Origin of the sequence: Streptosporangium sp. G11 (assembly GCF_051192615.1) — a bacterium.
Lineage (GTDB): Bacteria > Actinomycetota > Actinomycetes > Streptosporangiales > Streptosporangiaceae > Streptosporangium.
Map to the genome: position 1 here is coordinate 24,601 of NZ_JBPJUQ010000074.1, position 14,376 is coordinate 38,976.

Genomic DNA, 14,376 nt, shown 5'->3' on the forward strand with positions numbered 1-14,376 from the left:
TCGCTGATCAGCCGTCACATCCCGGCGTGTCGCCGCCCGGGCGAGGCCCCTCCCGCCCCGGGCGTCACTTCCCTCACAATCGTCCCAGGCGACCTGTCAGGTGAGCCCTTCGGCCACCCGCTCCATCGGCCGGCCTCACCTCAGGGGGACAAGGCCCTCGGGGAGATAGAGCCGGGTCCCCGGCCGGACCTCGGAGCCGGACAGCCCGTTGAGGTCCATGATCCGACGGACCATCGGCCCGGCGTCCGCCTCCTCCGTCAACGCGTCCGCGATCTCCCACAGCGTGTCGCCGGCGTGCACCGTGATCCGCGGCAGACTCTCAAGGCCCTCCCGCTCGCCCGCCGAGGCCATGTCGATGCGCCCGCCGATCCAGAGCACCCCCAGGGCGACCAGCACGAGCACCGCCACCGCCACGATCCTGCCACGCCGGGTGAGCCGGATCGGCCGCCGGCCGGCCCCCGATCGGCCGCTCCCCGGCCGACTGGCGCCCGATCGGCTGGCGCCGGGACGGCGGGGGTCCGCCGCCGGTGCCGTCGCCGGCCTCGGCCCGGACGCGCGTCCGGCCCCCGGCTCCGGCTCCCGGACGAGCCCCGGCACCGACTCACGGCCGGGCCGCCGTCTCCGCTCGCGCCCGGACGGCCGCCCCTGCCCACGGTCGGCCCCACGCCCCGGCTCGCGCCCGAACGCCTGCCCCGGCTCGCGCCCGGACTTTCTCCCGGACTCCCGGCCGGCCCCCTGTCGCGGCTCGCGCACGGCCTTTCTTCCGGTCTCGCGGCCGGGCCCCCGCACCGGCTCGCGCTCGAACGCCCGCTCGGGCTCCTGCCCCGGCCTCCGTCCCGGCTCACGCCCGGGGCGCGGCCTCGGCACGGAGCCCCGTCCGGACTCCGGCTCCGGCCCCGCCTCGGGCCCGCGCGCCGACTCCGGCGCGGGGCCCGGCTCCTGCTCCGGTCTCGGAGGCGGCACGAGCCGCAGGCGCGGCGCCCCCGGTGATCTCTGCGCCGCCCGGACCCTCGGCGCGGTCCTGGATCGTGGTGTCGTCGCGGTCGGTTTCACGGTGGCCCCCATCCCCTCGACCTGGCCGAACACATGTCGAAGAAAGATCGGCGAATCGAACACGATGTCGATCGAACTCCCGTACGATGTTGTACACCACGGCGTCGCCGATTTCGAGGACATTCGAACAATTGTTTGAATATGATCTTCGGCCGAGGTATGGTCGCTGTGTGCGACGCGTTAAATACAGACCGGGAGGCGAGGAGTTCGTATGAGCCAGCACAACGAGAACGGTTCGGCCGCCAGCGACCTGGCGGTGCGAAGGCGTGACTCCCTTGGCCTCACCCCCAGGCAGCGGAAGATCCTTGAAGTGATCCGCGATTCCGTGCAGCAGCGCGGCTACCCGCCGTCCATGCGGGAGATCGGCGAGGCGGTGCAGCTCACCAGCACCTCCAGCGTGTCGCACCAGCTGACGGCGTTGCAGCGCAAGGGCTATCTGCGGCGTGATCCGCACCGCCCCCGCGCCCTGGAGGTCCGTCTTCCCGGCGAGCCCGTGTTGTGGGTGGATCCCGACTCCGGCGAGGACGAGACTCCGGTCAGCCGTCCGACCGCCGCCTACGTGCCCCTCGTCGGCCGGATCGCCGCCGGTGGCCCCATCCTGGCCGAGGAGAGCATCGAGGACGTCTTCGCCCTGCCCAAGCAGCTTGTCGGCGAGGGCACGCTCTTCCTCCTCCAGGTGACCGGTGACTCGATGATCGAGGCCGCCATCGCCAACGGTGACTGGGTGGTCGTACGCCAGCAGCCGGTCGCCGACAACGGCGACGTGGTCGCGGCGATGATCGACGGCGAGGCCACGGTCAAGACCTTCAAGCGCAGGGACGGCCACGTCTGGCTGGTCCCGCACAACCCCAACTACGACCCGATCCCCGGTGACGAGGCCACCGTGCTCGGCAAGGTCGTCGCGGTCCTCCGCAAGCTCTGACGCGAGCGTCCCGAGCGAGCTCCGAACCGCCCTCCCCGCGTTCTGGCGCGCGCTCCGAACCACTGAACCGCACCGTTCCGACGCGCGCTCCGAATCGCTGAACCGCACCGCCTCGACGCGAGCTCCGAACCACGCGCCACCGGCCTTCGGGCGACACGCCGAAGGACGCGCGACACGCCGGGTGGGTGGTGTCCCGATATCGGGACACCACCCACCCGGCGTTTTCAGGTGACGGTGCGCCACGAGAAGAGCCCGCGCCGGCGGGCCCGCGCCCACCCGTCGAGATGGGCGTGGGGAGACATCGGTTGACGTGAGCGCAGGACACACCGGTTGACGCGGGAGCCTGCCCGGCTCGAAGTGAGCGCGAAGACACGCCGGTTGCTCCGTGGCCGCTCGGGAGCGCCGGGCGGGCGCCCCCGAGTGACCACGACGACCCCGAGACCGCGCCGCACGGCCTCCGGACGGCGCCTACGGGACGATGTTGACCAGCTTGGGCGCGCGGACGATCACCTTGCGCGGCGTACCGGACAGGAAGGACCGGACCTTCTCCGACGCCAGGGCCAGTGCCTCCAGGTCCGCCTCGGAGATCTCCGGGGAGACCTCCAGCCGGTCACGGACCTTGCCCGCGACCTGGACGACACAGGTGACCGACTCCTGGACCAGCAGCGCCGGGTCGGCCGTCGGCCAGCCCGCGGTGGCGACCGAGGCGGTGTGTCCCAGCCGCTCCCAGCCCTCCTCCGCCGCGTACGGCGCGACCAGGGACAGCATGACCGCCAGGGTCTCGGCGGCCTCCCTGACCGCCGGGTCGGCGGCGCCGGGCCCGGAGTCGATGGCCTTGCGGGCCGCGCTCGTCAGCTCCATCATGCGGGCCACCGCGACGTTGAAGCGGTGGGAGTCGACCAGCTTGGTGACCTCGTCGATGGTGTGGTGGACGACCTTGCGCAGGTTCAGGTCTCCGGCGGTGACGTCGACGCCGGGCGCCGAGGCCGCACCGGCCTCGGCCATGACGCGGAACGCGCGGGCCAGGAACTTCTGCGACGCCGCCGGGGAGACGTCGGACCAGTCGATGTCGTCCTCGGGCGGTCCGGCGAAGACGACGGTCAGCCTGACCGCGTCGACACCGTAGGCGTCGATCTGCTGGCCCAGGTCGACGCCGTTGCCCAGCGACTTGGACATCGCCTTGCCCTGGTTGATGACCTGCCCCTGGTTCAGCAGGCGGGTAAAGGGCTCGACGAAGTCGATCATTCCCATGTCGTGCAGGACCTTGGTGAAGAACCTGGCGTACATCAGGTGCAGCACGGCGTGCTCGACGCCGCCGATGTACTGGTCGATCGGGCCCCATTTGCGGACACGCTCGGCGTCGAACGGGCCGTCCTCGTAGGCCGGGTCGACGTAGCGCAGGAAGTACCACGAGGAGTCGACGAAGGTGTCCATCGTGTCCGTGTCACGCTTGGCCGGGCCGCCGCACTTGGGACAGGAGACGTTGACCCAGTCTTCGGCCGAGGCCAGCGGGGAGACGCCCTTGGGCGCCAGGGCCTCGCCACGCATGTCGGGCAGGGTGACGGGCAGCTGGTCGTCGGGGACGGGGACCTCGCCGCAGTCGGCGCAGTGGATGATCGGGATCGGGCAGCCCCAGAAGCGCTGGCGGGACAGCAGCCAGTCGCGCAGCCGGAAGTTGACCGTGGAGTGGCCGGTGCCCCGCTCGCTCAGCACCCCGATGATCTTCCGGATCGCGTCGACCTTGGTCAGGCCGTCCAGCGGACCGGAGTTGACCATCGCGCCGTCACCGGCGGTGGCGACGCCGGTCTCGCCGGGATCGGCCAGGCCGGTGTGCACGACCACCCGTACCGGCAGGTCGAAGGCGCGGGCGAAGTCCAGGTCGCGCTGGTCGTGCGCGGGCACGGCCATGATGGCGCCGTGGCCGTAGTCGGACAGCACGTAGTCGGCCGCCCAGACCGGCATGCGCTCGCCGTTGACCGGGTTGACGGCGTACCGGCCCAGGAAGACGCCGGTCTTCTCCTTCTCGGTGGACAGCCGGTCGATGTCGGACAGCTTGGACACCTCGACCCGGTAGGCCTCGAACGCCTCACGCCGGTCGTCGGTGACGATCTCCTCGGCCAGCGGCGCGTCCGGGGCGACCACGAAGAAGGTGGCGCCGTACAGGGTGTCGGGACGGGTGGTGTAGACGGTGACCGGCTCGTCACGGCCCTCGATCACGAAGTTGACGTCGGCGCCCTCGGATCGGCCGATCCAGTTGCGCTGCATCGTCAGCACGCGCTCGGACCAGCCGCCCTCCAGCAGGGCCATGTCGTCCAGCAGCCGGTCGGCGTAATCAGTGATCTTGAAATACCACTGGGTCAGCTCGCGGCGGACGACCTCGGCGCCGCAGCGCTCGCACCTGCCGTCCTTGACCTGCTCGTTGGCCAGCACGGTCTGGTCGTTCGGGCACCAGTTGACCAGCCCGCCCTTGCGGTAGGCCAGGCCTCGCTCGAAGAAGCGGTTGAACAGCCACTGGGTCCACTTGTAGTACGAGGTGTCGCTGGTGTGCAGGCGCCGGGACCAGTCGAAGGAGATCGCGTAGCGCCTGTAGGAGTTGGCCTGGGTCTCGATGTTGGCGTAGGTCCACTCCGCCGGGTGCGCGTTGTGCTTGATCGCGGCGTTCTCGGCGGGCAGGCCGAAGGAGTCCCAGCCGACGGGGTGCAGCACGTTGTAGCCGCGCTGGACCCAGTAACGGGAGATGACGTCGCCCAGGGCGAACACCTCGGCGTGCCCCATGTGCAGGTCGCCCGAGGGGTAGGAGAACATGTCGAGCATGTAGCGCCGCTCGCGCGGGTCGGCGGGGTCGTCGGAGGCCCGGAAGGGGTCCAGTTCCTCCCACCTGCGCTGCCACTTGACCTGCAGTGCCTGCGGGTCATAGTGCTGCTCGTCGCTCTGCATGTCGGCTCGCTCGCTCACGTCATTTTCCTCGGGGTATGTCTGCGTGGATGGTCTGGCCCGTCCGGCCCAATGCAAAAACCCCCCGCTCACGCGGAGGGCAGCCGCATCGGCAGGGCGCTCAGGGACGGGAAAGCCGATGCGGCCCGATAAGCAGGGTCGCGGCACGCATAGACCAAGACTATCGCAGCCCGCAAGGCGTATTCGTGGCCAGGGAAAACAGGGCCGATCGCGGCAAACGGGAGACAGGGTTCGCCCAGGTCAGCAGAATGAGGGTTCCCGCACTCGCCGGGGCAAGCGAGACCCGATGGCTATGCGCCTGTTGTGACCTCGTATGTCTCTCACGTTTACTCTTTTAACCGTGGCACATTCAGTAGAGCCGGGGCAGGGCCCGGATCCGATGGAGGTCGGCCTGCCCATGCAGGATCCACCGACCGACCCCACCGGACTCCAGTTCAGGGGGGCGTTCTCCAGTTTCCCTGCGAGCCCCCCCGTCTCACGTGAGACCATGCCCAATACGCCTAATTCGGGCACCCGCGCGGGAGGTAAGGAAAGCATGGCCTCGGAGCAGTCCAGCCAGTCCCACCTGCCTCCGGCATGGCCGGAGGCTGCCGAGCCGTCGCCCTCCTGGACGAACGACCCCCTCGGCACCGGCCCTCGGCTCCCCCGCCCGCAGGACGAGCCGCAGAGCGGCAACGGCTCCTCCTGGCAGACCTCACCCGGCGGCGGGGGGCAACGCGCCTCCGCCCCTCAGCCCGACCCCTCCAACGGAGGCCGGCCCCAGACACCCCACGGCGACGGCCGTACGCAGAGCCCGCAGGCCGACGGCTGGTCGCAGGCGTCCGGCTCGCAGAACAGCTGGTCGGAGGCTTTCAGCCCGCGCAACGACGGCTGGGCGCAGGCGTCCAATCCCCAGGGCGACGGCTGGTCCCAGGCGTCCGGCTCGCAGGGCGACGGCTGGGCGCAGGCTTCGCAGGGCCCGCAGAACAACGGCTGGGCACAGGCGTCCGACCCGCAGGGCGACGGCTGGGCGCAGGCTTCGCAGGGCGCCGACAACCGGCACCAGACCTCCCCGGGCAACGGATGGCCACAGTCCACCACGCCGCAGGACGGCAACGGCCAGCACACCCCCGCCGCCCCGGCAGACCCCCCCGGCGGCTGGACACAGGCCACCACGCCCTCCAACGACACCTGGTCCGGCACCACACCACCCGGCGACGGCCGCACGCAGAGCCCGCAGGCCAACGGCTGGGCGCAGGCGACCAGCCCGCAGAACAACGGCTGGGCACAGGCGTCCGACCCGCAGGGCGACGGCCGGCCCCAGGCGCCCGGCCCGCAGGGCGACGGCTGGTCCCAGGCGTCCAACCCGCAGGGCGCCGACAACCGGCACCAGACCTCCCCCGGCAACGGATGGCCGCAGCCCGCCTCCTCCCAGGACGGCTGGGCACAGACATCGGGCCCGCAGGCCGACCCCTCCCCCGGCAACGGATGGCCACAGTCCACCTCGCCGCAGGACGGCAACGGCCAGCACACCCCCGCCGCCCCGGCAGACCCCCCCGGCGGCTGGACACAGGGCTCCGCCCCCCGGAACGATGGCTGGGCACAGGCGTCCAGCCCGCAGAACAACGGCTGGGCACAGGCGACCAGCCCGCAGGGGGACGCGCGCCGGGAGGGTTCCGGTGCGGCGGCCGGTGAGACGTGGCAGGCCGCCGCGCCCGGGCATGACACCTCCGGCCGGCCTCCGGCGGAGAACAGCGGCTGGCCCCCCTCCTCGGCGCAGCCGGAGAACGCCCCCTGGCCGCCCACGCCCCCCGCGGGCGGTGGCGCATGGCCTCCCGCCTCCCCGGGGAACCCCGGTCCCGCCGAGGCGCAGACCTCGACGTTCTCCCCCTCGTGGATGGGCGCCGACGCTCAGCCCGCTCCCTTCGGGGGCACCTCCCCCGGCAGCGCTCAGGGGCCCCCTCCCGGTGCCGGCCCCGGGGGTTCCTCCGGCGGTGGCACCCCGAGCGGGACCGGCGACGGCACGGACACCGGAAACCGACGCAGCTACGGCGTGCCGGACAACCCCGCCATGTGGGCCCAGGCCGCGGCGAACGCGGAGGTTTCCACCACCCCCTCCCCCCAGGGAGCCCCCGCTCACCCCGGAGCCGGTCCCCAGCCGCCCCAGCCCCAGCCTCAGCCGGGTCAGGCGAGCCACCCCGGCCAGCCTGGACACCCGGGCCAACCTGGATATCCGGGTAATCCTGGCCAGCCTGGGCATTCGGGTTACCCCGGCCAGCCTGGACACCCGGGCCAGCCCGGCCAGCACCTGAGCCGCGACCCGTCCGACCCGAACAGGCCGTTCGTCACCGCGGGCCAGATCAGCGGTCCGAAGACGCCTCCGCCGGAGCGCCAGCAGGAGCTGTGGAACACGGTCTTCGGCGACAACTACCAGGCCATCGAGGACGAGGACGAGGAGCGGGGCCGGCCGATCTGGATCTTCGCGCTGGCCGGGTCCGTGATCATCGCGCTGCTCGGCGCGGTGCTCTGGGCGTTCCTGGCCGGGCCGCTGGCCTCCGCCGACGAGGAGATCCCCTCCGACCCCAAGCCCGCGGCGACGGCGACCAAGAAGCCGGCCAAGCCCGCCTCCATCGGCCGCCTGCCGCGCTTCACGGGCGAGGCGTCGCCGGTGGCCGGTACGCTCACCGACCAGCAGGCGAGGATCACCCTGGCCCAGCTCGGCGGCCCCTGGCGGCAGGACCAGCGTCCCACCATGCCCGCCACCTACGGCTTCACGACCCGCCAGTATCTCCCGGCGGGCACGGACTCCACGGGCAAGACCCAGTTCGCGCAGCTGATGTCGGGTCCGCTCTCGCAGCGCTTGAAGAGCAAGTACACCTCGCCGGAGAACCTCGCACCGGTGATCAACGCGGTGGCCTCCAACGGGCGCAACAAGTTCTTCCCCGAGGACAACACCGCCCGCAAGACCGCCCAGCAGACGTTGTCGGTGAACGGCCTGCCCGGCCAGCTCGCCGCGTACGAGATCACCTCGGGCGGCTCGAAGACGACCATGGTCGTGGCGGCGGTGAGCACCGGCGCCGACCTGCCCGCGATCGTCTACATGTCGGTGCCGGACAGCAAGAAGGAGCTGCTCCCCGACATCAACACCGTCTTCAAGTCGATCCGCGCATTGGACCGGTGATCACCCCGCCGTTCCGGAAGGCCGGGAAGTCCCTGAAAGCCGCGGAAGGCTAGAAGGTGCACTTCATGCGCTTGATGCCGTTGATGAAGCTGGAACGCAGGCGGTCGGGCTCCCCAACCGAACGGATTTCGGGCAGGCGGGTGAACAGCTCGCGGAACATCACGGTGATCTCGCGGCGGGCGAGGTGGGCACCGAGGCAGAAGTGCGGCCCCGGGCCACCGAAGCCGATGTGCGGCCCCTCGGTGCGCCGGATGTCGAAGCGGTGCGGGTCGGTGAAGACGCTCTCGTCGCGGTTGGCGGCCCAGTAGTACAGCAGGACCTTGTCGCCCTCGCGGTAGAGGTGGCCGTTCATCTCGTGGTCGCGGGTGAGGCTCCGGCGCATCCAGGCGACGGGCGAGGCGAGGCGGACGATCTCCTCGACGGCGCCCGGCAGGTGCCTGTCGGGGTCTTCGAGCAGCAGTGCCCGCTGGTCGGGGTGCTCGGTGAACAGGTGCAGGCCGTGGGAGATGGCGTTGCGGGTGGTCTCGTTGCCCGCCACCACCAGCAGGATGAAGAACGAGCCGAGCTCCTGCATCGTCAGCTTCTCGCCGTCGATGTTGGCACTGGTCAGGGCGGTGGTGAGGTTGTCTCCGCCCTCGGCGGCCAGGGAGACGACGAGGTCCTGGAGCCCCTGCCCCGCACCGAGGAGCAGCTCGGCCGCGCGGCTGACGTCGGCGATGAACTCGGGGTCGCCGCCCGACAGGATGATGCTCGTGGCGTCGAAGACCGCCTGGTAGTGCTCGGGACCGATGCCCATCATGTCGCAGATGATCTTCAGGGGCAGCTTGGCGGCGACCTCGGTCACGAAGTCACAGCCGGGTCCCTTCGCGATCAGATCGTCCACGATCCGCACGGCGGCGGCCTCGACATCGACCTCGAACTGCTTGATCATCTTTGGCGTGAACGCCCGGGAGACGATCCTGCGCAGCCTCGCGTGCCGGGGGTCGTCCATATTGATCATCGAACCGAAGTACTCGCCGAAGTCGGGGCCGAGGTCCTGGATGGACGTCGCCCCCCGGCCCGAGGAGAAGATGTCGGGGTGGCGGCTGGCCTCGGTGATGTCCGCGTGCCGCACCAGGGCGTAGTAGCCGGGGCCGGGCGGGGCGAAGGGGATCTCGGGCTCGGCGAACAGGATGGGGCCCGGCTGTGCGCGGAGCACCGCGAAGGCGGCCTCCCGCTCGGCCATCGGCCGCTCCCAGAAGGAGATGTCCGACAGGTCGATGTCCGCGAGTGAAACCGTCACGCCAGCCTCCACTAGAACCGCATTCTGTTTTATGGATCCTGCCACAGGACCCTCAGCTCAACCAGCCCAGAACGAGGTCGTCGACTTTCCCGGAGCACTCCAGGTGCGGGAAGCGCCCGGCCTGAAGAACATGCTCCACCGGGAACCCGGCGAAAGGAAGGCCGCGGCTCGGTCAAGCTGGTCTCCTCATGCCGGTCCGTACGCGGGAGGCGGCCCGGCCGTCCGGCGTCCGGCGTCCGGCGTCCGGCGTCCGGCGTCCGGCGTCCGGCGTCCGGCGTCCGGCGTCACGACGGTCACCGCGTCACGACGGCCACCGCGTCAGCGCATCACCGTCTCACCGCCTTAGCGCATCACCGCGTCACCACCTCAGTGCCTCAGCGCATGACCGTCTCAGCGCATCAGCGACCCGACGGCACGACTCAGCGACTCAGTGACTCAGCGGCGATGAGGTCGGCGGCCCTCTCGGCGATCATGACGGTGGGCGCATGGGTGTGTCCCCGGGGGATGACCGGCATGACCGAGGCGTCGACCACCCGCAGACCGGCGATCCCCCGGACCTTCAGGGCGGGGTCCACCACCGATCCGGGATCGTCGCCCATCCGGCAGGTGCCGACCGGGTGGTAGAGGGTCTCGCTGCGCTCGCGGATCCAGCGGGCGAGTTCCTCGTCGGTCCTCGGGCCCCAGTACGGGTCCATCGGAGGCCCCGCGAGCGGCCGGAGCGCCTCGGTGGCGAACAGCTCCCCGGCCTTCCGCAGCCCGGCGACCTGCCGCCTGAGGTCGGCCTCCGCCGTCAGGTAGCCGGGGTCGATCACGACATCCCGGCCGTCCAGCGAGAGGCGGCCACGGCTCTCCGGCCGGAGCAGGATCGAGGCGATGGTCAGGCCGTGGCCGGGCGGCGGGGTGAGGCCGTGGTTGACGAAGGAACCGGGAGCGAAGATCAGCTCGATGTCGGGGGCGGGCTCCTCCTTCGAGGTGCGGATGAACGCCACGGCCTCGCCGACGTTGGAGGTGAGCATGCCCCGGCCGGTGGCCAGGAAGCGGAGCAGGTTGCCGGTCGAGTCGGCGCCGGCGAGAGTGATCGGCTTGAGACAGTGCAGGAAGATGCCCGACGCGAGGTGGTCCTGGAGGTTGGCGCCGACCCCGGGCAGCTCGTGGACCGGTTCGACACCGGCGGCCCGCAGCTCGTCCGCCGGGCCGACACCCGACAGCATCAGCAGGTGCGGGGAGCCGATCGCCCCGGCCGACAGGATGACCTCCCCGCGCGCCCGCGCCACCGCGGTGTCGTCGCCGTCGCCGTACTCCACCCCGGTCGCGCGGCCCTCCTCGACGAGCACCCGGCGTACGCGCGAGGAGGTCAGCACGGTGAGGTTGGGCCGCTTGGCCGCGGGTGCGAGGTAGGCGTCGGCGGAGCTCCAGCGGCGGCCCCTGCGCTGGGTGACGGGTGCCGGTGAGCAGCCCTCGTTGGAGGGCCCGTTGAGCTCGTCCAGGCGGGCGATGCCCAACTCCTCGCAGGCCCGCAGGAAGAGCGCGGTGGCGGGGTTCGGGGAGCGCAGCTCCGAGATGTGGATCGGGCCCCGCGTGCCGTACACGTCACCGTGGTTGGAGCCCGCGCGGCGCTCGATCCTGTGGAAGTACGGAAGGACCTCCTCGTAGGACCAGCCGGGCACGTCCCAGCCGTCGTAGTCGGCACGATGCCCGCGCACCCACATCTGGGCGTTCATCGAGGAGGATCCGCCGAGCATCCGGCCGCGCGGCCAGTAGAGCTCCCTGCCGGACAGCTCGGGCTGCCTGGCGGTGGTGAAGTTCCAGTCGCGCTCGGTCTTGAACAGCTTGGAGAAGCCGGCGGGCATCCGGACCTCGAGCTTCCGGTCGGATCCGCCCGCCTCGATGAGGGCGACCCTCGTGCCGGGATCGGCGGAAAGGCGGTTGGCCAGCACGCATCCCGCCGACCCCGCGCCCACGATGACGTAGTCGTACTCCACGCTCACTGACCTTTCATCGCACAGACGGCCAGCTCGCCTCCCCGTAAGCGCGCTCTTATCTACTTACCTCCCTGTGGTTTGACCGTCAATTTGTCACCCCTTTACCTACCGGTCGGTATCTCGGGCTGCCAGTATGAGCGAGTCAGAGCTTGCTCGGAGGAGGACGCACGATGCTCAACCTGTCGATCGCACTGGAGGACAGCGCCCGGGAGACCCCCGACCGCACCGCACTGGTCTTCGGTGATCTGCGGCTGCCGTACTCCCTGGTCAACACCGTCGCGAACCAGGTTGCCAACCTACTGGTCTCCCGAGGGATCGGTAAGGGCGACAAGGTCGCACTGGCCTGCCCCAACCTGCCCTACTTTCCCTTCGTCTATTACGGGATCCTCAAGACCGGCGCCACGGTCGTGCCGCTCAACGTGCTGCTGCAGTCCAGGGAGATCACCTACCATCTGGAGGACTCCCAGGCCAAGGCGCTGTTCTGCTTCGAGGGCACCCCCGAGCTGCCGCTCGGTGAGCGGGGAAGGACGGGCTTCGAGGAGTCCTCGGCCGAGCACTTCTTCGTCCTGCCCGCCACCGCGTTCGCCACCGAGTCCGAGCACGGGGAGACGCTGTGGGCGGCGCTGGACGGCGTGTCCGGCGACTTCGAGACCGTGCAGACCTCGGCCGACGACACCGCGGTGATCCTGTACACCAGCGGCACCACGGGCCAGCCCAAGGGCGCCGAGCTCAGCCACCAGAACATGCTGCTCAACGCCATGGTCTCCGACAGGATGTTCCCTCGCTCCGAGGGCGGCGACGCCTACCTGGCGGTGCTGCCGCTGTTCCACTCCTTCGGGCAGACCGTCGTCATGAACGCCGGGTTCCTGCGCCAGGCGACCATCGTGCTCCTGCCGCGCTTCGAGCCGGGCCCGGCCCTGGAGCTGATGCGCGCCGAGAACATCACGCTGTTCGCGGGCGTGCCCACCATGTACTGGGCCATGCTGACGAAGATCCACGCGGACGGCGACGAGGTGCCCACCTCTCTCAGGATCGCGGCCGCCGGTGGCGCCTCCTCCCCGGTCGAGGTGCTCAAGGACTTCGAGAAGACCTTCGGGATCGGCATCCTGGAGGGGTACGGCCTGTCGGAGACCTCCCCGGTGGCCAGCTTCAACCAGCTCGGCAAACCCACCAAGCCCGGCACGATCGGCACGCCGATCTGGGGCGTGGAGATGAAGCTGATCGACAACGACTGGAAGACGATCGAGGGCGAGGGGCCCGGTGAGATCGCGATCCGCGGCCACAACATCATGAAGGGCTACTACAACCGGCCCGAGGCGACCGCCGAGGTCATGAGGGACGGCTGGTTCCGTACCGGCGACATCGCCACCCGCGACGCCGACGGCTACTACGCCATTGTCGACCGGGTCAAGGACATGATCATCCGGGGTGGCTTCAACGTCTACCCGCGCGAGCTCGAAGAGGTCCTGATCACCCACCCCGACGTCTCCCTCGTGGCGGTGGTCGGGGTCGTCCACGACTCCCACGGCGAGGAGGTCAAGGCGTACGTCATCCGCACCCCCGGCGCGACGATCACCGAGGACGAGCTCATCGCCTGGTGCAGGGACAACATGGCGGCGTACAAGTATCCGCGGATCATCGAGTTCCGCGACGCCCTGCCGATGACCGCGACCGGCAAGATTCTCAAGCGCGAGCTCCGCTGAGGAGCCCGCATCCGCCCGGCTGAGAAAGCCGCGGCGGCGGGACCGGGTTCCTGGCGGCACGCGAGCGCCGTCCGGAACCCGGTCCCGAGGTGTCAGGCCGTGTAGACCTCGAACCCGGACAGCTGCGCGGCCGGCCAGCCGGTGTTGCCGGTGACGTTCAGCCGGACGTACCGGGTGGACGTCGCGGAGAACGTGATCGTCACCGTGTTGCCGGAGCCCGGGTCGAAGGTGTGGCCCGCCGATCCCGCGAGCGTCGTGAACGACGTCCCGTTCGTGCTGCCCTGGACCGACAGCGTCTGCGTGCGGGCCTGCCACGCCGCCTGAGGCGGCAGCTTCAGCACCACCCTGCCGACCGTCGCCGCGGCGCCCAGGTCGACCTGGATCCACTGCGGGAACGCGTTGTTCGGGCTCTCCCAGTAGCTGTTCGCGTCACCGTCGACCGCGTTCGCCGAGCCGAGGTTCTGCGTGTGGCCGCTGGCCGACGTCGCCTTGCCCCGCGCCAGGTCGGCGTTGGGGGCGGCGTCCGTGGTCACGGTCACGGTGTTCGACGGGGGCGAGACGTTGGGGACCGCGTCGTAGGCGGTGACGGTGAAGCCGTACGCCGTCGCGGGGCTCAGCCCGGTCACCGTGTGCGCGGTGCCCTGCACGGTGGCCACGACGGTGCCGCCGCGGAGCACCTGGTAGCCGGCCACCCCCACGTTGTCGGTGGAGGCCGACCACGACAGCGACACGCTGGTGGCCGTCTTCGCGGTCACGGCGAGGTTGCCCGGCGTGCTCGGCGGCTGCGTGTCGCCGCCGGCGGCGGGCCCGTACACCTCCAGCTCGCCCAGTTGCGCGGCCGTCCATCCGGTGTTGCCGGTGAAGGTCAGCTGGACGTAGCGGATGGAGGCGGCGGGGAACACGATCGTCACCGTGTTGCCCGAGGCCGGGCTGAAGGTGTGGCCCGCCGATCCGGCGAGCGTCGTGAACGACGTCCCGTTCGTGCTGCCCTGCACCGACAGCGTCTGCGTGCGGGCCTGCCACGCCGCCTGAGGCGGCAGCTTCAGCACCACCCTGCCGACCGTCGCCGCCGCCCCCAGGTCGACCCGGAGCCACTGCGGGAACGCGTTGTTCGCGCTCTCCCAGTACGTGTTCGGGTCGCCGTCGACCGCGTTCTGCGGGACGAAGTTCATGTTGTGGCTGCTCGCCGTCACCGCCTTGCCCCGCGCCAGGTTGGTGGTGTCGCCGCCCCCGATCGTGGGTCGGGTGGGGCGGGTGGCGGTGAGGGCGATCTGGCCCTTGAGCATCCTGCCGCCGTCGCCGGTCAGGCGCAGGTAGTA

At 70.8% G+C, this 14,376-nt stretch carries 8 protein-coding genes; 3 read left to right on the plus strand and 5 right to left on the minus strand.

Annotated features, from left to right (window positions below):
- Nucleotides 1-135: 135 nt before the first annotated feature.
- On the minus strand, nucleotides 136-408 hold the full coding sequence (locus ACSDR0_RS40395) for a LysM peptidoglycan-binding domain-containing protein (protein WP_435294242.1): 273 nt from the start codon (nucleotides 406-408) through the stop codon (nucleotides 136-138).
- Nucleotides 409-1,264: 856 nt separating this feature from the next.
- Between ACSDR0_RS40395 and lexA the strand changes: the two genes are divergently transcribed.
- Complete coding sequence (gene lexA, locus ACSDR0_RS40400) at nucleotides 1,265-1,975, plus strand: transcriptional repressor LexA (protein WP_343972512.1); 711 nt, start codon at nucleotides 1,265-1,267, stop codon at nucleotides 1,973-1,975.
- A gap of 468 nt (nucleotides 1,976-2,443) precedes the next feature.
- On the opposite strand, the gene leuS is transcribed toward lexA, so the two are convergent.
- Nucleotides 2,444-4,912, minus strand: coding sequence for a leucine--tRNA ligase (gene leuS / locus ACSDR0_RS40405; RefSeq protein ID WP_435294247.1), 2,469 nt, complete (start codon nucleotides 4,910-4,912; stop codon nucleotides 2,444-2,446).
- Nucleotides 4,913-5,465: 553 nt separating this feature from the next.
- Between leuS and ACSDR0_RS40410 the strand changes: the two genes are divergently transcribed.
- Entirely contained in the window at nucleotides 5,466-8,090 is a 2,625-nt protein-coding gene (locus ACSDR0_RS40410; protein ID WP_435294243.1) for a hypothetical protein, read from the plus strand.
- A gap of 49 nt (nucleotides 8,091-8,139) precedes the next feature.
- On the opposite strand, the gene ACSDR0_RS40415 is transcribed toward ACSDR0_RS40410, so the two are convergent.
- On the minus strand, nucleotides 8,140-9,315 hold the full coding sequence (locus ACSDR0_RS40415; RefSeq protein ID WP_435294248.1) for a cytochrome P450: 1,176 nt from the start codon (nucleotides 9,313-9,315) through the stop codon (nucleotides 8,140-8,142).
- 476 nt (nucleotides 9,316-9,791) lie between these two features.
- Nucleotides 9,792-11,354, minus strand: coding sequence for a GMC family oxidoreductase (locus tag ACSDR0_RS40420; RefSeq protein WP_435294244.1), 1,563 nt, complete (start codon nucleotides 11,352-11,354; stop codon nucleotides 9,792-9,794).
- Nucleotides 11,355-11,524: 170 nt separating this feature from the next.
- Here ACSDR0_RS40420 and ACSDR0_RS40425 point away from each other — a divergent pair, with 170 nt between their 5' ends.
- Nucleotides 11,525-13,057, plus strand: a complete 1,533-nt coding sequence (locus tag ACSDR0_RS40425) for a long-chain-fatty-acid--CoA ligase (RefSeq protein ID WP_435294245.1) — start codon at nucleotides 11,525-11,527, stop codon at nucleotides 13,055-13,057.
- A 92-nt stretch (nucleotides 13,058-13,149) separates the two neighbouring features.
- On the opposite strand, the gene ACSDR0_RS40430 is transcribed toward ACSDR0_RS40425, so the two are convergent.
- On the minus strand, nucleotides 13,150-14,376 hold a 1,227-nt coding region (locus tag ACSDR0_RS40430), incomplete at its 5' end, for a galactose-binding domain-containing protein (RefSeq protein ID WP_435294246.1).

What these genes read in the sequence shown, in the direction of transcription:
- ACSDR0_RS40425 (WP_435294245.1), top strand. Translation starts at nt 11,525, where the DNA reads ATGCTCAACCTGTCGATCGCACTGGAGGACAGCGCCCGGGAGACCCCC.
- leuS (WP_435294247.1), bottom strand. Translation starts at nt 4,912, where the DNA reads ATGCAGAGCGACGAGCAGCACTATGACCCGCAGGCACTGCAGGTCAAG.
- lexA (WP_343972512.1), top strand. Translation starts at nt 1,265, where the DNA reads ATGAGCCAGCACAACGAGAACGGTTCGGCCGCCAGCGACCTGGCGGTG.
- ACSDR0_RS40415 (WP_435294248.1), bottom strand. Translation starts at nt 9,315, where the DNA reads ATGGCCGAGCGGGAGGCCGCCTTCGCGGTGCTCCGCGCACAGCCGGGC.
- ACSDR0_RS40410 (WP_435294243.1), top strand. Translation starts at nt 5,466, where the DNA reads ATGGCCTCGGAGCAGTCCAGCCAGTCCCACCTGCCTCCGGCATGGCCG.